The organism is Streptosporangium heterodermiicola, from assembly GCF_051390675.1.
In the GTDB taxonomy this organism is placed as follows: Bacteria; Actinomycetota; Actinomycetes; order Streptosporangiales; family Streptosporangiaceae; genus Streptosporangium.
On the sequence record NZ_JBPJSR010000011.1, the window covers coordinates 22,316 to 41,192 of the forward strand.

The window sequence follows — 18,877 nt, forward strand, 5'->3', positions numbered from 1 at the left end:
CCGAACGTGCCGTCGGACTCGTCCATCGCGACCGGTATCGGTGCGGGCTTCGTCACCTTCGTGCTGATCAAGGCCCGCGAGGTCCACCCGCTGATGTGGGCGGTCGCCGGGTTGTTTCCCGGTGTCGTTGTGGGCGCGTACGGGATGGCCGTCGAGTGTGGCGTCCACGGCGGGCAGGTGGGGCGCCAGCGCGTGGTCGGCGAAGGGAAGGACGGCCGGGTGGTCGCCGCGCCGGAGACCTTCCCGGTCGGTGGGTGGCCGCTCTCAGTACCTCGTCCAGATCCAGGCCGTGCTGTTCTCGTCGAACGCGGGCTCGCCGCCGACCGCGATCACCTGGTCGCCGCCCGGAACCAGCGCGAGGTCGAAGATGCCGGGGGCGTTCCGGCGGCCAGGTGTCGTCTCGTACGTCCAGCTCCGGGCAGTGTGGTCTCCTTCCAGATGCCCATGGCCGGGGCGGGCGTCGGATGGTTCACCCCGGGCAGCCACGGCGACGGTTTCACACCGGCCGGCTCCGTCGCCGTGGGCGGGTGTCCGGGCGTGCCCGCTGAGCCGGGCGTGCCCGCTGAGCCGGGCGTGCCCGCTGAGCCGGGCGTGCCCGCTGAGCCGGGCGTGCCCGCTGAGCCGGGCGTGCCCGCTGAGCCGGGCGTGCCGGCTGGGCTGGATGTGCCGGTTGAGCTGGTTGAGCTGGGTGTGCCGGACGGGGCGGATGTGCCGGCCTGGCCGGATGTGCCGCACGCCGTCACGGAGAGCGCCAGCAACGCCGACACCAGCGATCGCCTCAGGAGAAGAAGATCCCACGGGCGGCGATCGTTCTCAGGCGGTCCGGCCGGACGGCGACCTTGCGGCCTTCCCGAGTGCCGTCCTGTCCAACGCCCCCTTTCCGAGTGCCGGATCGCTCGACGCCCTCCTTCTCGTGCTCCGTCGTGCTCGGCGCCTTCCTCCCCTGTGCGCCGCCCTGCGCGGTGCCCCCTGGGATCACTGCTCGTGTGCCGCCCTGCGCGATCACTGCCTGTGTACCGTCCTGCGCAAGGCTCTCCGGGACTCTCTCTGACGCTCTCTGGCTCAACGCCTTCCGGGACCACCAGGGCCACCAAGGCCGCCGGGGCCGCCGGGAATCAGTCCCGCGCGGTACGCCTTGAGGACGGCGTCGGATTCGGCCTGGGTGAGCGTGCCGGAGGTGACGGCCGCCTTCAGGCGTTCGGCGATGACCGCCTCTGCCGCGGCTTCGCGTTGCTTGTGGAGCGTCTCCAGCGCGGCTGTGACCTTGTCCGCCGTGAGGCCGAGCTTGGTGGCCAGGGCCTCGGCCCGTTCCTGCTCGGCCGCCGTTCCGGCCCCTTCCTTCGGGTCCTTCGGGGCGGCCTGCTCGGCGTCCTTGGGCGGACGGCCCGGTCCGCCTTCCTTCCGTAGCTCCTCCAGGGCCGCGGTGACCTTGGCCTCGTCGACACCGAGGATCTTGGCGAGCTCGGCGGCCATCTCCCCGTGGTGGCCGGGGCCACCGGGGCCACCGGGGCCGCGGCCACCACGCGGGCCGTGCCCCGCGCCGTCGGGGGCGGTACCGGGGGTCGCCGAGGAGGAGGACGACGGCGTGGGAGTGGGGCTGGTCGCCCAGGCCGCCACGGGAATGGCCAGCCCTCCGGCCAGAGCGGTGCCGACGCCGGCGATAATGATCATGCGCTTGGTGCGGTTCATATGACTCCTAGTCCGATGTGGAGCACCTATCGAACCGATGGTCGGGCGACTACATGAGACCCCCCTCATCCCTCTCTGAGAATCCGGTGAGATCCGGTGGAGACCTGGTGAGATTTGGGGGCCGCGCGTCGGCCGACCGCTCCGGCGAGTGGAATCTTCTCCGGCCGATCACCCCGATCACCCCGATCACCCCGATCACCCCGATGACCCCGCTCGCTCCGATCACCGGGATTGCGGGCCGCCCCGCCGCCGTACGGCTTTCACGTCCACGGGCCGGGAGCCCGGCGTGCGGTGAACCCCCTGCCTCCGGGGCACAGATGAGGTCAACGGGCTCGGAGACCCGGTGGGCACCGGGCGCTCCGGGCGAGGTTGGCGATCCCCCGTCCGTCTGGCACGCTGTACGGCCCGCGCCGAGAAGGAAACCCGTTGGAGGGAATCACGTGTATACGTATATAGTTAGCAAAGGTAATGACTTGCGCTAATGAATCACCCCAGGAAGGACCACGTCGCGAGCCTGCGCAGCGACGCCGGTCTGGCTTCGGCTCTGCGCGTGTCGCTGGCACGACTGAACAGACGCCTGCGCAGGCAGGCCGCGGTGCACTCGCTGACGCCCACCCAGCTCGCGACGCTCGCCGCCGTAGAACGGCATTCCGGGATAACCCCCGGCGAATTGGCCGAGCTGGAGAAGGTCCAGCCGCCCTCGATGACCCGCGTGATCGCCGTGCTGGCCGAGCGGGAGCTGGTGTCACGTACACCGCACCCGACCGACCGGCGGCAGGTGACCGTGGGCGTGACCGAGCAGGGCTCAACCCTGCTGAGGGAGGAGCGGCGCCTCAAGGAGGCGTGGCTGACACAGCGGCTGAAGGAGCTGACACCCGAGGAGAGGGCGACGCTCCGGCAGGCGGCTCCGATACTGGAGAAGCTCAGCCGGATCTAGCCGACCCCGAGGAACCCGAGGCCCCGGCGGTCCCGCGCGACGCCGGGGTATCCGCCGCGCCAGGCGAAGAACCAGGTACGAAGCCGCGCGAGGAGCCTGACGGGGAACCGGGCCGGGAGCCGCGTGTGGAGCCCGGCCGGGAGTCCGGTACGAAGCCGGACGGGGAGCCAGGCCAGGAGTCGGGTGTAAATCCGGACGGGGAGCCGGGCCGGGCGTCCTATGCGACGCCGACCAAGGCGCCGACCGAGCCGACCAAGCCGACCAAGGAGCCCGGCGGGAGCCAGGGCCGGAGGCGCGGCCGGAAGACCGGGCTGAGGGCGAGGGTCCGGCGGCGGCGGGCCGCGAGGGTCGCCGCCACCGCGAACGAGTTCCAGGCCACCGAGAGCGGGACGGCCCAGCCCGTGCCCGAGACGCGGGGCGGGATGTTCCGGTCCCTGCGCGTCTACAACTACCGGCTGTTCGCGGCCGGAGGCGTGGTCTCCAACGTCGGCTCGTGGATGCAGCGCACCGCGCAGGACCTGCTGGTGCTCGACCTGACGAACGGCAGCGCCTTCGCGCTGGGCGTGACCGTCATGCTGCAGTTCCTGCCGTTGCTGCTCTTCGGCCTCTGGGGCGGCATGCTCGCCGACCGCTATCCCAAGCGGTTGCTGCTGATCGTCGCCCAGTCGCTCATGGGCCTGCTCGCGCTCGCCATGGGCGTGCTCGTCGTGACCGGCTCGGCCCAGGTCTGGCAGGTCTTCGTGATGGCCTTCCTGCTCGGCCTCATCGCCTGTGTCGAGGTACCGACCAGGCAGTCGTTCGTCGTGGAGATGGTCGGCCGCAAGGACCTGTCCAACGCGATCGCGCTGAACGCGTCGAGCTTCAACCTGGCCCGCGTGGTCGGTCCGGCCGTCGCGGGTGTCCTGATCTACGCGCTCGGCGGCACCGGCCCGATCTTCCTGATCAACGCGCTCTCCTTCGCGGGCGTGCTCGCCGGTCTGATGCTCATGCGCACCTCCGAGCTGACCACCCCGGAGCCGGTGCCGAGGGCGAAGGGCCAGCTCCGCGAGGGCCTGCGCTACGTGATGGTGCGGCCCGAGCTGCTCATGCCGATACTGCTGATCGCCTTCGTCTCGCTGTTCACGCAGTCGTTCTCGATGTCGATCGCGCTCATGGCGCGTCAGGTCTTCGGGGCGGGCGCGGCCTCGTTCGGGCTGGCCTCCAGCATGTTCGCGGTCGGCGCGCTGGCGGGCGCGCTCATGGCGGCGCGGCGGGTACGGCCCAGCCGGAAGCTGCTGCTCGGCGGCGCGGTCGCGTTCGGCCTGTTCCAGATCATCAGCGGCCTGGCCCCGTGGTACCCGCTCTACCTGGTCTCGCTCGTGCCCGCGGGCATCGCGTTGATCTCGGTGAACACCGCCGCCAACGCCAGCGTGCAGCTCGCCACCTCGCCGGAGATGCGCGGCCGGGTGATGGGGATCTACGTGCTCGTGTTCACCGGGGGAGCCCCCTTCGGCGCGCTGCTGCTCGGCTGGATCTCCGATCTGGGCGGCCCGCGCGCGGGGGTGATGGTGGGCGGTGCGCTCACCCTGATCGGCTCCGGTGTGGCCATAATGCTGACGAAGGTGATCAGCAGGAGGTCGAATGCGGCTGTTCGTGGGGTTGCTGCCGCCACCGCCGGTGCGCGATGAACTCGTCCTCGCCCTCGAAGCCCACCGGCCGCGCTGGCCGGGGCTTCGCTGGCTGGACCCGGCGAACTGGCATGTGACGCTGTCGTTCCTCGGGGAGGTGCCCGACCGGGCGCTGCCCGAGCTGCGTACGCGGCTCGCCGGAGCCGCCACGCGCCACTCGCCGATGACGCTGTCCCTCACCGGTGCCGGTGCGTTTCCCTCCGCCGGTCGGGCGCGGGTCTTCCTGACCGGCCTGGGGGGCGACCGCAACGGTCTCGCCCGCCTGGCCGACCACGTCGGAACCGAGGCGCTGGGTGCCGGAGCCGGGCAGACGGATCGCCGGAGGTTCGCGCCGCACCTGAGCCTGGCCCGGTGCCGTGCCGACATGGACGTGAGCCCTCTGGTCGAGGCGTTCGGGACGTTCTCCGGCGCCGCGTGGGAGGCGGGGACGGTGCATCTGGTACGGAGCGACTTCGGGGGCGGGCCCCCCGGCGGGGCCGAGGCTCGCTACGAGACGGTCGAGGAATGGCATCTGACGGCACGGGCACCCCATGGGCAGAGCTAGGCTCCAGGACGTGGATCGTCCCCGTCGCTGGCTGCTGCCCACGGTGCTCGCACTGCTCGTGCTCCTCGTGGTGATCGGCGCCCTCGTGTCCTAGCCGCCTCCCGGCGGCGTTTCCCGGATTCCCGGATCTCACGGTGGTCCACCGGCCCGTTCGGGTGCCGTACGACCGGCACCCGCTACCAGGCGTAGTGCTCGGGCGCCGTCTTGAAACCGGGGAAGATCTCGTCCAGGCGGGCCAGGGCCTTCTCGTCCAGAACGATCTCCAGCGCCTTCGCGGTGCCGTCGAGCTGGTCGAGCGTGCGCGGCCCGATGATCGGCGCGGTGACGACCTTCTGGTGGAGCAGCCACGCCAGGCCGACGTTCGCCGGGTCCTCGCCGAGCTCGTCGCAGAACTCCTCGTAACGCTCGATCTTGTCGCGGTGCTTGTCGAGCTGCTTGGTGATCTGCTCCGAGGCCGAACGCCCCTTGTCGATCTTCCGCAGGATGCCGCCGAGCAGGCCGCCCGCGAGCGGGCTCCACGGGATCAGGCCCACACCGTAGTCCTCGGCCGCCGGGATCACCTCAAGCTCCGGCGCGCGGACGATCAGGTTGTAGTGGGACTGCTCGGAGACCAGGCCGACGCCGTTGCGGCGTCGCGCGCTCTCCTGGGCCTTGGCGATGTGCCAGCCCGCGAAGTTGGACGACCCCACGTACAGGATCTTGCCCTGCTGCTTGAGGATGTCCATGGCCTCCCAGAACTCGTCGAACGGGGTGTTCCGGTCGACGTGGTGCGCCTGGTAGAGGTCGATGTGGTCGGTCTGCATCCGCTTCAGCGACGCGTCGGCGGCGCGGCGGATGTTGAGCGCGGACAGCTGGCCCTCGTTGGGCCAGTCTCCCATCGAGCCGTAGAGCTTCGTGGCGATCACCGTCTTCTCCCGGCGCCCGCCCCCCTTGGCGAACCAGCGGCCGATGATCTGCTCGGTGACGCCCTCGCCCTTCTTCCAGCCGTAGACGTTGGCGGTGTCGAAGAAGTTGATCCCCAGCTCATGGGCGTGGTCCATGATCGCGAAGGAGTCTTCCTCCGTGGTCAAGGGGCCGAAGTTCATCGTGCCCAGGCAGAGGCGGCTGACCTTCAGGCCGGTACGGCCAAGCTGCGTGTAATCCATACGTTCACCCTAGGTACCTGGAGTGCACTCCAGGCGAGCCGATCCGCTAGGCAATCCGTGTCGTCCGGACCCGCCACGTCTGTGACGCCCGCGCGCACCGCCGGGGCATGATGGCTGGATGCTGAGTAAGTCGGGGGAAGTCTCGGTCCGCGTGTTCGCGGTGACCGGCCTGGTCGCGGCCGCGGTCCTCGCGGGACAGGGCGCGTGGGCGGGCGAGGGGCGGAGCGGCCGGGGAGACGCGGGACACCACGGTACGGAGGCGGTGCGGGAGTCAGGGCACGGTACGCGGGCGGGGGCGGGGGCGGGGGCGGGGGCGGTGCGGGAGTCGGGGGACGGTACGCGGGCGGGGGAGTACGGCGTACCCGCGGGTGCCGGGCGGGCGGACGGCGGGGAGCGGATCCTCTTCCGCTTCAAGGACAGCCGGATCACCGAGTCGAGCGGGCTGGCGGTCTCACCGACCGGCAAGGACGTCTACTACACCCACAACGACAGCTCCGCGGGGCCGGTGTTCTTCGCGGTCGGCCCAGACGGGCGGACCCGCGCGACCTTCACCCTGCGGGGGGCGGCCTCCCGCGACTGGGAGGGCATGGCGGCCTCCACCGACCCGCGGACCGGGCGGGGGGTGCTCTGGTTCGCCGACATCGGCGACAACCTCGAAGGCGCCTGGCCGGACATCTCCGTGTACAGGGTGGCGGAGCCCGACACCCTGAGCGACGCGGTCCTCCCCGCCGTGCGTTACCGGTTCCGCTACGAGGACGGCGGGCACAACGCCGAGGGCATCCTGGTGCACCCCCGCACCGGCCGCCTCTCCATCGTGACCAAGCAGTTCGCCGGTGCCGTCTACCAGGCCCCGAAGCGGCTGCGCACCGACAGGGTCAACGTGCTCCGCAAGGTCGGCTCCGCGCCCATCATGGCCACCGACGCCGCCTACGCCCCCGACGGGTCGAGTTTCGTGATCCGTACCTACTTCTCCGCCACGGTCTATCGCGCCCCGGGAGAGCAGATCGCCCGGGTGACGATGCCGGAGTTGCAGCAGGCCGAGTCGATCACCTACACGCGCGACGGCAAATACCTGCTGACCGGCAGCGAGGGGAGCCGCAGCCCGGTCTACCGGGTACCGCTGCCCGAGGAGGTCCTCGGCGCGGCGGCCCCCGAACCCACGTCCGCCCGTCGCGAGGCGGCTCCCACCCCGGCCTCCGCCACCACCGGCGGTCCGGAGCCCACGCCGGTCGCCGCGGTGAGGACCGGTGGTGAGGGCGGGGAGGGCGAGGACGCGGGGCTGCCGATCTCGGCCGTGCTCCTCTGGCTGGCCATCGCCGTGGGCGCCACCGGTGTCATCGCCCTGATCGCCCGTAGAACCCGCTGAGATAACCGGCTGAGATAACCGGCTGAGATACTCAGACCCGGTTGAGTGATTCGGCGCAAGCGGACATCAAGCCGCTTGCGCAATCCTTCGGACCATGCATGACGACGGTCCCGCGCCGAGCCTTCGCTCTCCCTCGCGGGTGGGCTGCCCTGAGTGCTCGGCTCCCCTCGCGGGGACACACGAGCGCTGCCCGCGCTGCGCGCTGCCTCTGCGGGGACCGGTGGCGGCCGAACTGTGGCGGCTCGACGGCGCCCTCGCTGGGCTGCGCGCCCGCGAGGCGGAATTCCTCACCCGGCGCGGCCACCTGCTCGGCCTGCTAGCTCGGGAACGGGCCGACCGGGAGCGCGCCGGACAAGAACGGTCTGAACAGGAACAGGCTGGTCGGATACAGGCCGAACCAAAGCAGGCCGGGCAGACCGGGCCGGAGCGGGCCCACCTGGCCGGTGGCGGTCCCGCTGGACGGCCGGAGACGCCGCCCGAGCCCGCCCAGTGGTCGAAGACGGCGCCAGGGCGGGGAGCAGAGCCGGGGACAGAGCCGGGGACAGGGCCAGGGACAAAGCCAGGGCCGGGGAAGGACTTCTCGCCCCGGGCGGTGCAGAACCTGCTGCTCGGCCTCGGCGGGCTGCTGCTGGTCGTCGCGGCCGTGGTGTTCACGGTGGTCAGCTGGGGGAGCATGGGCCTCGGTGGCCGGGCGGCGATCCTCGCCGCCGTCACCGGGCTGACCTTCGCCGCGCCGGGGCTCCTGGTGAGGCGCGGGCTCGTCACCACCGCCGAGACCATCGCGATGCTCGGCGCGGCGCTGCTCCTCCTGGACGGCTACGCGGCCCGGCGGACCGGGCTGGCCGGGGCCGGCGGCCTGGCCGGGCATCACTACGCCGCCCTGCTGTTCGCCCTGGTCGCGCTCGCCATGGCGGGCTACTCGCGACTCCTCCCGCTGCGGCTGCCGCTGCCCGTCGCGATCGTCCTCGCCCAGTTCCCGCTCCCGCTGCTCGCTCTCGGCGAGGCGACCCCGTGGATCACCGCCGCGCTCGCCGCGACGGCCGCCGCCGACGCCGCCTTCCTGGTGTTCCACGCGGCGGGCCGGAGTTCCGAGCCAGGCACCGGAGTGGCGACGCCCATGGCCTCGGGGAAGTCCGGGACCGAGGTCACGACCCAAGCCGAGATCAAGGTCGAGGGCCCACGAGGGGACGCGTCCGGAGACGGGTCACCGGTCCTGCCCGGCGACCCGGTTCGGCACGGGCGGGACGGGGCGCCCGGAGAGACGTCCGGCGTACCCGAAGACGCACCAGGCGTTCTCGAAGGCGCGCCCGGAGCGCGCGGAAAGGCGTCCGGCGAGCCCGGAGAAGCGTCAGGCGTGCGCGAGAAGACGGCCGACGAGACCGATGACGCCCCCGGCAAGCCCGGAGACGCCTCCGGCGAGCCGGAGAACGTGTCCGGTGAGCAGGGGGGCGCGTCCGGCGGGCGCGGGCCGCTGGTGACGGTCGGGGTCTGTTTCGGCGTGGTGTGGGGCCTGGGGGTGTGTCACGGGCTGCTGGAATCGCTCCTGAAGAAGATGGGCCCGTTCCCCGGCGACGTTCCGGCGATCGTCTCGCTCGACTCGCTCGGGGAGGCCCTGCTGCTGGTCGCGCTGGCCGTGATCGGGCTCGCGGTCGCGCGGGGGGTGCGGGACACGGACCGCCTCACGGTCGTCACCGCCGTCTCGGCGCTCACGCTGACGGCGGGACTCGCGGCCCCCGCCTGGCCGATGGCACAGCCCACCTGGTGGGCCGTGCCGTACACGGTGGCGGCGCTGGTCACGGCGGCGGTCATGCTGTACGCGCCCGGCGTGGGCGATCCGCGGGTCCGTTCGGCCGGTGCCGTCTTCGCCGGGGCGCTGGCGGCGGCCACCGCGCTCCCCTTCGCGAACGAAGTGATCTTCACTCTGTTCGCCCCGTTCAACCGGCTGGGTGAGGTGTGGTCGGGGTCCCCGGGCTTCGCCGACGCCCGGTTGATCGCGCCGTTCCCGCAGTTCCCGGTCGTGTCGGGGCTGCTGGCCGTCGCCTCGGCGCTGGCGGCCGCGCGGGGGCGGGCCGCCATGGGGTTCGCCGCGCTCGCCGCGGGGACGCTCGCGACGGCCGTCGCCCCCGTCGCCTTCGGCTGGGGGCACGGGGTGGACCTCGCGGTCCTGTCGGCGCTGGCCGTCGTCCTCGTGGCCGGGGTGACCCTGGTACGGCGATCGCGATGGGCGGGGGCCTTCGCGATCGCCGCGGGTGCGGTGTCCGCGGTGGCGACGGTCACCGCGCTCACCGAACGGTCCGGCACGTACGCGACGCTCGGCGTCCTGCTCGTCGCGTGGGGCGCGGCGGCGTTCGTGGCCCGGGTGCGTGAGGCGGCGGCGTTCTCGCTGGTCGCGTGCGTGCTCTCGGCGACCGGCCTGGTGTGGGCGGTCTCCGCCGGGACCCGGTGGCTTCCCGCGGGCGACGGCCTGTCCCTGTCCCTGGCCGCCGGTGCGGTGCTCGCGGCACTCCTCGCCCCGCGCGTCGGCCCACCGGCCACACCTGTGAGGAGCGGTGATCCCCGGCGATCCGCCGGGCTGGGACTGAGTGCCGTGCTGGCGGTGTTCGCGGTCGTCTCCGCGCACGCCGGAGTCAGCGCGGTCCTCGGTTTCCACCGCCCCCTCGTACGGCCGTGGACGGCCGTGACGGGCCCCTCGGGCGGCCATCCGACGCTCGTGGCGGTGATCGGCCTCGTCGCCGTGGCGGCGGTGCTGTTCTCCTGGCAGGCCGCGCGGCGCCGGGGCGCGATCAGGGCGGCACTGCTCGCCTGGCCCGCGGTGCTGGTGGCGCTGCCGGTGTCGGTCGCCCTGCCGTACGGGATGGAACTGGGGTTGTTCGTCGCCGGTACCGTCCCGACGGCGTGGGTGGCGGCGCGGAGCCGTGCGAACGCGGTCTCCGGCGGGGTGGCGGCGCTGTGGACCGCTTTCTTCGCGATCTCCTGGGCCCTCATGAGCGAGCCCGCCACCCTGGTCGTCCTTCCCGCCGTGGCGGTGATCGCCGTGGCGGTCGTGCTGGGCGGCCGGGTGAGGACCGGGGTGAGGATCGGCGCGGGGGAGGCGGTCACGCCCGGGGAACGGGCGGTGGCACCGGTCGCGGCGGGGCTGGCGACGCTGCTGGCGGGCGGGGAGGCGCTGGCCGCCGGGCTGGCGCCGGACTGGCCGGTACGGTACGCGGCGTTCGGCCCGCTCGCCGTGGCCTGCGCGGCGGCGGCCGTGGCGGGCCGGTTCGGGAGGACGCCGTTCGCGGCCGGCGTGGAGGCGGCGGGGTACGTCCTCCTGGGAGCGGGACTGCCGCTCGCCTCGGCCGACCTGCCGACGGCGAGCCTGGCCTGCGCCGTGGCGGGCGTGCTGATGGCCGGTACGGCGCTGCGGCCCGATCGCCGGTGGGCCGGATACGCCGGAACGGGCTTCCTGCTGCTGGCCGCCTGGCTGCGGCTGCTCGCCTCCGACATCAGCGTGATCGAGGCGTACACGGTGCCGTTCTCGCTGGTCCTGCTGGGGTTCGGCTGGTGGCGGGCGCGCGGAGGGGAGACGCGGTCCTGGGGCGCCTACGGTCCCGGGCTCGCCTCCAGCCTGGTGCCCGGCATGCTCGCGCTGCTCACCGGCTCGGGCTGGTTCCGGCCGCTGCTGCTCGGCGTGGTCTCGCTGGCCGTGCTGCTGATCGGTGCCCGGTTCCGGCTCCAGGCCCCGGCGGTCCTCGGCGGGCTGACCCTGGCCGTCGTCGCCCTGCACGAACTGGCGCCGTGGATCGCGGAGGTGGTCGTGCTGGTGCCCCGATGGGTGCCGATGGCGCTGGGCGGGCTGCTGCTCGTGGTCGTCGGCGCGACCTTCGAGGCACGCCTGCGGGACGTACGACGCCTGCGGGGCGCGGTCGGCCGGATGCGGTGACCGTTCCCAAGGCGGCTCGGGGCCCGGCCGGGAGGCCGGGGCCGCTCGGGCTCAGCCGGGGGACTGCAGGTCGCGGCGGGTGGCGTGGTCGAGAGAGGTCGCCACGTCGGGGTCGACGGGGAACCAGGTGAGGAGATCGGTCACCTGCAGAAGGCGCTTGAGGACATCCGAAACCCCGGCGAGGCGCAGCCACCCGCCCGCCTCCGAGGTCACCCGCGCGCCACTGAGAAGTATCCGCAGCCCCGTGGAGTCGCAGAAGGTGATGCCCCCGGCGTCGATGACGATCCGCGGCCGGTAGTCGGAGACCAGCTGTTCGATGGTCTCCCTGAGCAGCTCGCTGGAATTACGGTCGATGTCGCCCGCGACGGTGATCACGGTGCAGTCCGCGTGCCCGTGATGGTCGACGCCGATGGAGAGTTCTCTGCTCATCGCCTCGTATCTCCACCCGGTGACGCGGTCGGTTTCGGCCGCCATCCGGCCTGATCAAGGTATACCCCTCCCTGACACCGGGGTGGGCGACGGACCGGAGACATGTGCGTAACGGCTGTGGACGCCCGCCGTCCGCCGCCCACCCGAAAGCCGTCGCGGGCGCGATTTACACGATCCCATGTGATCTCCCACACGCTCCCGCGTGCGTGGTCCCATGCGCGATCTCGCACACGATCCCGCGCGTGATGCCATACGTGATCTCACACACGCTCCCGTGCGCGATCTCGCACACGGCCGATCCCCCGCGCGACCCCGTACGCGATCCCATACGCGGTCCCCCGCGCGATCCCATACCAAAAATGAATGACCGCATCGCCATTTATTGCCCCGACATATTCACGTATTCCTCGACCGGCCTGGACGTATTTCCCGCATGGCCAATGACGGTTAAGAACCAGGCCGGTTATCCCTTCTCCTGTGGTGAGGATTGCCGCTAACTTTCGAGCATGCGCGTTCTGGTAACCGGGGCATCAGGTTTCGTCGGCTCGCATGCGGTCGCCGCGCTCCTCGCCGACGGACATGAGCCGCTTCTTCTCATCCGCAATCCAGAGAAAACGCGTGAGGTGCTCGCCTCTGTCGGGGTGACGGAGGCGATTCCCCTGCGCAGGGCCGATATCCGCGACGCGGTGGCCGTGCGGGAGGCGCTCGAACAGTGTGACGCGGTCATTCACGCCGCCGCGGAAATCGGGGTGATCGGCCGTGCCGAGGATCTAAACGGTACGAATGTGGCCGGGGTCAAGAACGTCCTCGGGCAGGCCGTGGAAGTCGGTCTCGACCCCATAGTGCACATCTCCAGCGTCGGCGTCTTCGTGCCCCCGGCCGGACCGGTGATCACGACCGAGAGCCCCCTCTCCACGCCCAGGAACGGATACGGCAGAAGCAAGATCTCCGCGGAGCGCTACGCCAGGCGGCTCCAGGAGCAGGGGATGCCGATCACGATCGTCTACCCGGCCGGGGTCACCGGGCCGCACCAGCCCTCGCTGGACGCGATGGTGGAAGGGCTGCGAGCCGGTCTGGAACAGGGCTGGCCGATCACCGCGGGCGGCGCCAACATCGTCGACGTACGGGATCTGGCCGTCGTGCTCGCCCGCTGCCTCGAACCGGGGCGCGGGCCGCGCCGCTTCATGCTGGGCGGGCACTACCTCACCTGGGCGCAGCTCGCCGACGTCTGCGACGAGGTGACGGGGAACCGGTGCCGGAGGTTCAGGATCCACCGGTCGGTGCTGCGCGGCGCGGCGGCCGTGGGCGACGTGATGAAGCTGATCAAGGAGATCGACTACCCGCTGACCAGGGACGCCGTCGAGATGATGGTCACGATGGTCCGCACGTACGACACCCCGACCCTGGAGGCGCTCGGCGTGAGCCTGCGGCCGGTCCAGGAGACCATCGCCGACTCGTTGCGCTGGCTGGCGCAGGAAGGGCATCTCACCACCGGCAAGGCCGGGAGACTGGCGGGATGACGTCACGCGATGACACGCTTTCCACCCTGATGGAACGCCCTGACGGGAACACCTGACGGAACACTGGGAAAATGACCTCGCAGGAGGCAGGGAGGGGCCGGCGATGAGGGTCGGGATCGTCGGTGCGGGGATCGTCGGGCTCGCCGTGGCCAGGGAGACGGCGCTGACCCACGGGGCCACCGTGACCGTCCTCGACAAGGAGGACCGCGTCGGGGCCCACCAGACCGGCCACAACAGCGGTGTCGTCCACGCCGGGATCTACTACCGTCCGGGCTCGCTCAAGGCCACCCTCTGCAGGGAGGGCGTGGCGATGCTCAGGCAGTACTGCGCCGAGCACCGCATCCCGTACGACGAGGTCGGCAAGCTCGTCGTCGCCTCCACCGGGCCCGAGCGGCCCGAGCTGCGCGGGATCGCCGAGCGGGCCCGCGCGAACGGGGTTCCCGGCATCGCCGAGCTCGACGCGCTGGCCCTGCGCGAGATCGAGCCGCACGCCGTCGGCGTGGGCGCCGTGCACTCCCCGCACACCGCGATCGCCGACTTCCCCGCCGTCGCCCGGCGCCTCGCCCTGGACGTGGAGGAGAGCGGCGGCTCGGTGCTGCTGTCCCACCCGGTGCGCTCCGTACGGGAGACCGCGAGCGGGGTGAGCGTCCGGGCGGGGGAGCGGACGCTGGAGTTCGACCGGTTGATCGTCTGCGCCGGGCTCGGCACCGACACCGTCGCGCGGATGGCGGGGGTTCCCGGAGACGTACGGATCGTCCCCTTCCGCGGTGAGTACTACGCGCTGGCCGGGGAAGCGAAGGACCTGGTCCGGGGGCTCATCTACCCGGTCCCCGACCCCAGATACCCGTTCCTCGGCGTGCACCTGACCCGCAGGATCGACGGCGAGGTGCTGGTCGGCCCCAACGCGGTCATGGCGCTGGCGCTGGAGGGATACTCCTGGCGGGACGTCGATCTCGCCGACCTGGGCCGGATCCTGGCCTGGCGGGGGACCCGGCGGCTCGCCGCCAGGCACTGGAGGACCGGGATCAGGGAGGTGGCCGGTTCGCTGGGTAAAAAATCCTTCCTGCGGGCCGCGCGCCGCTACGTCCCGGCCCTGACCGGTGCCGACCTGGTCAGGACCTCGGGAGGCGTCCGCGCACAGGCTGTGGACGGGCGGGGCGGCATGCTGGACGACTTCGCGATCGACGTGCACGGCCGCGTCGCCCTCGTCCGCAACGCCCCCTCACCGGCTGCCACGTCAAGTTTGGCGATTGCCAGGCATATTGTGGGGTTAGCCTCAGTGTTGACCAGTTAACTGCTTTCTCATGTGGGCCGGTGAAAATAAACCAGTGACCGACTCACCCGAGGCCCGCCTGCTGATCGTCGAGGACGAGCCCAACATCCTGGAGCTTCTGGCCGCGAGCCTGAGGTTCGCCGGGTTCGGCGTCAACACGGCCGGCAACGGCACGGACGCCGTCGCCGCCGTCCAGAGGCACCGGCCCGACCTCATCGTGCTCGACGTGATGCTCCCCGACATGGACGGCTTCGACGTCGTGCGGCGCCTGCGCGGCGGCGGCAGCGACACACCGGTGGTCTTCCTCACCGCGCGTGACGCCACCGACGACAAGATCCGCGGGCTGACCGTGGGCGGCGACGACTACGTGACCAAGCCGTTCAGCCTGGAGGAGGTCGTGGCCCGCATCCGGGCCGTGCTGCGCCGTACCGGCTCCGGCGACCTCGTGCCCCGGCCGCCCCGGCTCACCTTCGCCGACGTCGAGCTCGACGAGGAGAGCCACGAGGTGTGGCGCAGGGGCAAGGCGGTGGCGCTGTCGCCGACGGAGTTCAAGCTGCTGCGCTACTTCATGGCGAACGCGGGGCGGGTGCTGTCCAAGGCCCAGATCCTCGACCACGTGTGGGACTACGACTTCAGGGGCGACGCGGGGATCGTGGAGTCCTACGTCTCCGTGCTCCGCCGCAAGATCGACAACGTCGACCCGAGGCTGATCCACACCCTGCGCGGCGTCGGATACGTGCTGCGCTTACCACCGGCCCCGTGATGCTCAACGCGACCCCCCTGCGGGTGAAGCTGATCGGCGTCATCCTCGTCCTGCTCACGATCGCGCTCGCCCTCATCGGCATCGGCAGCGTCTCGATCATGCGCGGCTACCTGATCGACCGCGTCGACAGCCAGATCGACCTGACCGTCGACTCCGCGCTGCGCCGCATGAACAACCGGGGCTCCCTCGCGCTGATGGGCAAGACGATCCCGTCCGACGCCAGGCTGGAACTCCGTACCAGGAGCGGCAAGACCGTCGTCCTGCTCAGCGGCATCGACGTGGAGGGCAAGCCGGGGCCGATCGTGTCCCCCGGTCAGGGCGCCGACTCGTTCGAGAACGGCGACTGGCGGGTCAGGGTGACCTCGCTGGACACCGGCGGAAGCCTCATCGTGGCCGTGGCCATGGGCGAGGTACGGCAGATCGTCGGCCAGCTCGCGCTGGTGGAGCTGCTCGGCGGGGGCGGCCTGGTGCTGATGCTCGCCGGGGCCGGAGTGGTGATCATCCGCAGGAGCCTGCGCCCGCTGGAGGAGATCGAGCGCACCGCGGAGGCCATCGCCGCCGGAGACCTGGGCCGCCGCGTCCCCGACGCCGACCCGCGCACCGAGGTGGGCCGCCTCGGCCGGTCGCTGAACGGCATGCTCGCCCAGATCGAGACGGCCTTCCGCGCCCGTTCGGAGTCGGAGTCCTCGGCCCGCAGCTCGGAGGAGCGCATGCGCAGGTTCGTCGCGGACGCCTCGCACGAGCTTCGCACGCCGCTGACCTCGATCCGGGGCTTCGCCGAGTTCTACCGGCAGGCGCCCGGCATCGACGCCGCGCCGCTGATGCGCCGGGTCGAGTCCGAGGCGGTCAGGATGGGCCTGCTCGTCGACGACCTGCTGATGCTGGCCAGGCTCGACCAGCAGCGGCCGATGGTCATGCGCCCGGTCGACCTGCTCGCCATCGCCGCCGACGCCGTCGGCGACGCCCGCATCCTCGCCCCGGAACGCGAGGTCACGCTCTCGGTGGACGGCTCCGCGCTCATCGTCTCCGGCGACGAGGTACGGCTCCGCCAGGTCGTGGGCAACCTCATGACCAACGCGCTCACCCACACCCCCGAGCGCACCCCCGTGCGGGTGGCGCTCTCCGGCGACGACGGCATGGCCGTGATCGAGGTCGCCGACGACGGGCCCGGCCTCACCGTCGAGCAGCGCGAACGCGTCTTCGAGCGGTTCTACCGCGCCGACTCCGCCCGGGGCCGTCGCGCCCCCGAGGACGGCGGGAGCGGTCTCGGCCTGGCCATCGTCGCCGCGATGGTCGAGGCCCACGGCGGCCGCGTCGCCGTGGAGTCGGAGCCCGGCAAGGGCTCGACGTTCCGGGTGATCCTCCCCCTCGCCCCCGAATCCGCCTGAACCAGCCGTCTCCGGATCCGATCGGATCTCACTCCCGGCTCCGCCTGAGCCACACCCCCGGCCGAACCGCGCTCTCGGATCGGTGGGATCTCATCTCCGGTCGGACCCCGCTCCCGGATCCGACCGAACCCACCTGGATCCGCTGATTCCGCCGGCCCAACCTGTCATCGAGCGGTCACCGCCTGGTTCAAGGGGTGCCGGGGTCCGGCCAGCTGCTGTCGGGGAACTCCCCTCCGGCCGCGCCGCCGGGCAGTATCACCCGGTCGTTCTCGGACAGCCCGGAGGTGATCTCGACGTACCGGTCGCCGCGGACCCCCGTCTCCACGACCCGCTCGGCGCCTCCCCGCACGGTGACCCTGGAGACCCCGTCCCTGGTCCGTACGGCCTGCGCCGGGACGTAGAGCGTCTCGGTCGACTCCGCGACGGTCACGGTGACCGAGGCGGTCTGGCCCACCAGGAGGTTCGCCGGGGGCTCGTCGAACGCGATCGTGACGCCGTACCTCACCAGCCGGTCGCTGGTGGTCGCGGTGGGGGCGATCCCCGTCACGGTGCCCGTGTACCTCTCGCCCTGCCGGGTGGCCAGGGTGATCGTCGCCTGCTGGCCCGCCTTCAGGCTGCCGATGTCCGACTCGGTGAACAGCGCCTCCACCTGGAGTTCGTCCAGGTTCCCGAGGGTGAGGAAGGTGCCGGTGCCCGCGCTGTCGCCGACCGCTCCGGCCACGGACATGACGGTGCCGTCGGCGGGGGCGACGATCCGTACGCCCGCGAGTTCCTCCGTGGCGTCGGTCAGCTCCGCCCGGGCCTGCTTCACGCGGGCCTCGGCCTGCTCCACGGTGAGCGCCCCCCGGCCCGCCCCGCCGTTCTGCTGAGGACCCCGCTGAGGACCCTGCTGGGTGTTCTGCGCGGTGTTCCTGTCAGGGGACGTGCCCCTGTCCGTTCCCGTGCTCGCGCTCGGCTTCGGGGTGGGGCATTTGGTGGTGGGCCTGGCGGTGGCGGTCGGGGCCGCCGTGCCGGGACCGGTGGACTCGGTGGGACTCACCGTCGGCCCGGGGTGCCCGCTGGGTCCGGTCGACGGGCCCGAGGGCGGGCCCGTGGGACCGGGGGCGGTGGTCGTGGGTGACCCGCCCCCGTGCGGCCTCGCGGTCACGGTGACCGTCGCGGTGGCCGTCACGGTCACCGTCGGCGCGGCCGTCACGGTGACGGTGACCGTCGGCGCGGGCCGGGGAGGACCGTCACCCGTCCGCGCGTCCGCCGGGGTCGCGGCCGGTGCCGGTACGGACGCGGAGTGCCGCGCCGGAACGGGAGTGGGGGTGGGGGTGAGGGCCGGGGCGGGGGCGGCCGCGAAGCGGTACCCGGCGGGGACGATCCCGCCCGCGGGGACGACCTGTGCCGTCCGCGCCGATCCGGCCGAGGTGGGTGCCTGGGACGGTGAGAACGCGCTCGCCGATCCGGCCGGTGTGGGTGCCGGAGACGGCGGGAGCGGGCTCGCCGACCCGGTCGTCGCGGGCGCCTGGGGCTGAAGGAGCGTGCGCGCGGGCTCCGGCCTCTGTGCGGGGGCATCCGTCCTGGTCGGGGCGGTCGTGGGTGTGGGCGTGGCGCCCGCTCCCGGAGGCCGCGTCGCCGCGGGCGCGCAGCCGGCCTGCCTGGCGGGCCCCGTCGGGCCGGCCCCCGTCTGGTCGGTCCCGGTCCGGTCCCCTGTCCGATCGGCCCCTGTCCGATCGGCCCCAGCCTGGTCCCCGGTCCGCTGCCTGGCCCCGGTCGTTCCCGTACTCTCCGTGCTCTCCGTGCTCCCTGTGCTCCCTGTGCTTTCCGGCGCGCTTCCCGCCGTGTCCAGTTCCTCCTCGGCCGCCGCGAGTTGTGCCTTCGCCGCGTCGTAGCGCTCGCGCGCGGGGGCGGAACCGATCCTGGCGAGCACGTCCCCCTTGCCGACCCTGTCCCCGGCCTTGACGTAGACCTTCGTGACCGTCCCCGATCCGCTGAAGGCCAGCTCGCGGGTACCGTCGTCCACGGTGCCGCCCGCGGCCGACACCGCGGCGGTCACCGTCCCGCGCCTGGCGGACGCCAGTTCCACCTGGGGTGCCTGGTCGGAGCCGCCGTCGAACACGACGATCGCCCCCGCGCCCACCAGGACGAGGGCGGCCAGGGCGAGCCCTCCCGCGCGCAGGTTCTTCGGGAGATGGGTCGGTCTCATGGCGGACATCCTGGACCGCCTGATTCACAGCATGCTCACAGCC

The 18,877-nt window shown here is 72.3% G+C and carries 14 protein-coding genes; 9 read left to right on the forward strand and 5 right to left on the reverse strand.

Going from position 1 to position 18,877, the window contains the following annotated elements:
* Positions 1 to 264 precede the first annotated feature (264 nt).
* Both ACSC1Q_RS23580 and ACSC1Q_RS23585 read right to left on the reverse strand, forming a co-directional pair.
* The gene (locus ACSC1Q_RS23580) at positions 265 to 735 is read right to left on the reverse strand and encodes a hypothetical protein (protein WP_436760872.1); all 471 of its coding nucleotides are present in this window, start codon (positions 733 to 735) and stop codon (positions 265 to 267) included.
* A 327-nt stretch (positions 736 to 1,062) separates the two neighbouring features.
* Positions 1,063 to 1,689 (reverse strand): hypothetical protein, encoded by a 627-nt coding sequence (locus ACSC1Q_RS23585; RefSeq protein WP_436760873.1) that lies wholly within the window; start codon positions 1,687 to 1,689, stop codon positions 1,063 to 1,065.
* Positions 1,690 to 2,170: 481 nt separating this feature from the next.
* Here ACSC1Q_RS23585 and ACSC1Q_RS23590 point away from each other — a divergent pair, with 481 nt between their 5' ends.
* The 3 genes from ACSC1Q_RS23590 (at position 2,171) to thpR (ending at position 4,837) form a co-directional block, all read left to right on the forward strand.
* Complete coding sequence (locus ACSC1Q_RS23590; RefSeq protein WP_436760874.1) at positions 2,171 to 2,626, forward strand: MarR family winged helix-turn-helix transcriptional regulator; 456 nt, start codon at positions 2,171 to 2,173, stop codon at positions 2,624 to 2,626.
* A gap of 125 nt (positions 2,627 to 2,751) precedes the next feature.
* On the forward strand, positions 2,752 to 4,293 hold the full coding sequence (locus ACSC1Q_RS23595; protein ID WP_436760875.1) for an MFS transporter: 1,542 nt from the start codon (positions 2,752 to 2,754) through the stop codon (positions 4,291 to 4,293).
* Positions 4,247 to 4,837 carry an RNA 2',3'-cyclic phosphodiesterase gene (thpR, locus tag ACSC1Q_RS23600; RefSeq protein ID WP_436760876.1) on the forward strand — a complete coding sequence of 197 codons (591 nt, stop codon included), beginning with the start codon at positions 4,247 to 4,249 and terminating at the stop codon, positions 4,835 to 4,837. Before ACSC1Q_RS23595 ends, thpR begins: the two co-directional genes overlap by 47 nt.
* A 176-nt stretch (positions 4,838 to 5,013) precedes the next feature.
* Here the strand turns inward: thpR and ACSC1Q_RS23605 are convergent, their stop codons facing one another.
* Positions 5,014 to 5,982 (reverse strand): aldo/keto reductase, encoded by a 969-nt coding sequence (locus ACSC1Q_RS23605; protein ID WP_436760877.1) that lies wholly within the window; start codon positions 5,980 to 5,982, stop codon positions 5,014 to 5,016.
* Between the two features lie 118 nt (positions 5,983 to 6,100).
* Here ACSC1Q_RS23605 and ACSC1Q_RS23610 point away from each other — a divergent pair, with 118 nt between their 5' ends.
* Together ACSC1Q_RS23610 and ACSC1Q_RS23615 are read left to right on the forward strand one after the other, a co-directional pair.
* On the forward strand, positions 6,101 to 7,348 hold the full coding sequence (locus tag ACSC1Q_RS23610) for a hypothetical protein (RefSeq protein ID WP_436760878.1): 1,248 nt from the start codon (positions 6,101 to 6,103) through the stop codon (positions 7,346 to 7,348).
* A 94-nt stretch (positions 7,349 to 7,442) separates the two neighbouring features.
* Positions 7,443 to 11,270 (forward strand): SCO7613 C-terminal domain-containing membrane protein, encoded by a 3,828-nt coding sequence (locus ACSC1Q_RS23615; RefSeq protein ID WP_436760879.1) that lies wholly within the window; start codon positions 7,443 to 7,445, stop codon positions 11,268 to 11,270.
* Positions 11,271 to 11,321: 51 nt separating this feature from the next.
* On the opposite strand, the gene ACSC1Q_RS23620 is transcribed toward ACSC1Q_RS23615, so the two are convergent.
* Positions 11,322 to 11,699: an STAS domain-containing protein gene (locus ACSC1Q_RS23620; protein ID WP_436760880.1), complete on the reverse strand. Its 378-nt coding sequence runs from the start codon at positions 11,697 to 11,699 to the stop codon at positions 11,322 to 11,324.
* A gap of 506 nt (positions 11,700 to 12,205) precedes the next feature.
* Here ACSC1Q_RS23620 and ACSC1Q_RS23625 point away from each other — a divergent pair.
* From ACSC1Q_RS23625 to ACSC1Q_RS23640, 4 genes are all read left to right on the forward strand, one after another.
* On the forward strand, positions 12,206 to 13,219 hold the full coding sequence (locus tag ACSC1Q_RS23625) for an NAD-dependent epimerase/dehydratase family protein (protein ID WP_436760881.1): 1,014 nt from the start codon (positions 12,206 to 12,208) through the stop codon (positions 13,217 to 13,219).
* Between the two features lie 103 nt (positions 13,220 to 13,322).
* Positions 13,323 to 14,513, forward strand: a complete 1,191-nt coding sequence (gene lhgO, locus ACSC1Q_RS23630) for an L-2-hydroxyglutarate oxidase (protein ID WP_436760882.1) — start codon at positions 13,323 to 13,325, stop codon at positions 14,511 to 14,513.
* A 10-nt stretch (positions 14,514 to 14,523) separates the two neighbouring features.
* The gene (locus tag ACSC1Q_RS23635; RefSeq protein ID WP_436760883.1) at positions 14,524 to 15,255 is read left to right on the forward strand and encodes a response regulator transcription factor; all 732 of its coding nucleotides are present in this window, start codon (positions 14,524 to 14,526) and stop codon (positions 15,253 to 15,255) included.
* Complete coding sequence (locus ACSC1Q_RS23640; RefSeq protein ID WP_436761105.1) at positions 15,255 to 16,643, forward strand: sensor histidine kinase; 1,389 nt, start codon at positions 15,255 to 15,257, stop codon at positions 16,641 to 16,643. Before ACSC1Q_RS23635 ends, ACSC1Q_RS23640 begins: the two co-directional genes overlap by 1 nt.
* A 187-nt stretch (positions 16,644 to 16,830) precedes the next feature.
* Here ACSC1Q_RS23640 and ACSC1Q_RS23645 read toward each other — a convergent pair whose 3' ends face one another.
* Positions 16,831 to 18,834 (reverse strand): efflux RND transporter periplasmic adaptor subunit, encoded by a 2,004-nt coding sequence (locus ACSC1Q_RS23645; RefSeq protein ID WP_436760884.1) that lies wholly within the window; start codon positions 18,832 to 18,834, stop codon positions 16,831 to 16,833.
* Positions 18,835 to 18,877 lie beyond the last annotated feature (43 nt).

Excerpts from the sequence above, each read along its gene's own strand:
- ACSC1Q_RS23585 (WP_436760873.1), bottom strand. The coding sequence starts at position 1,689 with ATGAACCGCACCAAGCGCATGATCATTATCGCCGGCGTCGGCACCGCT.
- ACSC1Q_RS23590 (WP_436760874.1), top strand. The coding sequence starts at position 2,171 with ATGAATCACCCCAGGAAGGACCACGTCGCGAGCCTGCGCAGCGACGCC.
- thpR (WP_436760876.1), top strand. The coding sequence starts at position 4,247 with ATGCGGCTGTTCGTGGGGTTGCTGCCGCCACCGCCGGTGCGCGATGAA.
- ACSC1Q_RS23605 (WP_436760877.1), bottom strand. The coding sequence starts at position 5,982 with ATGGATTACACGCAGCTTGGCCGTACCGGCCTGAAGGTCAGCCGCCTC.
- ACSC1Q_RS23610 (WP_436760878.1), top strand. The coding sequence starts at position 6,101 with ATGCTGAGTAAGTCGGGGGAAGTCTCGGTCCGCGTGTTCGCGGTGACC.
- ACSC1Q_RS23615 (WP_436760879.1), top strand. The coding sequence starts at position 7,443 with ATGCATGACGACGGTCCCGCGCCGAGCCTTCGCTCTCCCTCGCGGGTG.
- ACSC1Q_RS23620 (WP_436760880.1), bottom strand. The coding sequence starts at position 11,699 with ATGAGCAGAGAACTCTCCATCGGCGTCGACCATCACGGGCACGCGGAC.
- ACSC1Q_RS23625 (WP_436760881.1), top strand. The coding sequence starts at position 12,206 with ATGCGCGTTCTGGTAACCGGGGCATCAGGTTTCGTCGGCTCGCATGCG.
- lhgO (WP_436760882.1), top strand. The coding sequence starts at position 13,323 with ATGAGGGTCGGGATCGTCGGTGCGGGGATCGTCGGGCTCGCCGTGGCC.
- ACSC1Q_RS23635 (WP_436760883.1), top strand. The coding sequence starts at position 14,524 with ATGTGGGCCGGTGAAAATAAACCAGTGACCGACTCACCCGAGGCCCGC.
- ACSC1Q_RS23640 (WP_436761105.1), top strand. The coding sequence starts at position 15,255 with ATGCTCAACGCGACCCCCCTGCGGGTGAAGCTGATCGGCGTCATCCTC.
- ACSC1Q_RS23645 (WP_436760884.1), bottom strand. The coding sequence starts at position 18,834 with ATGAGACCGACCCATCTCCCGAAGAACCTGCGCGCGGGAGGGCTCGCC.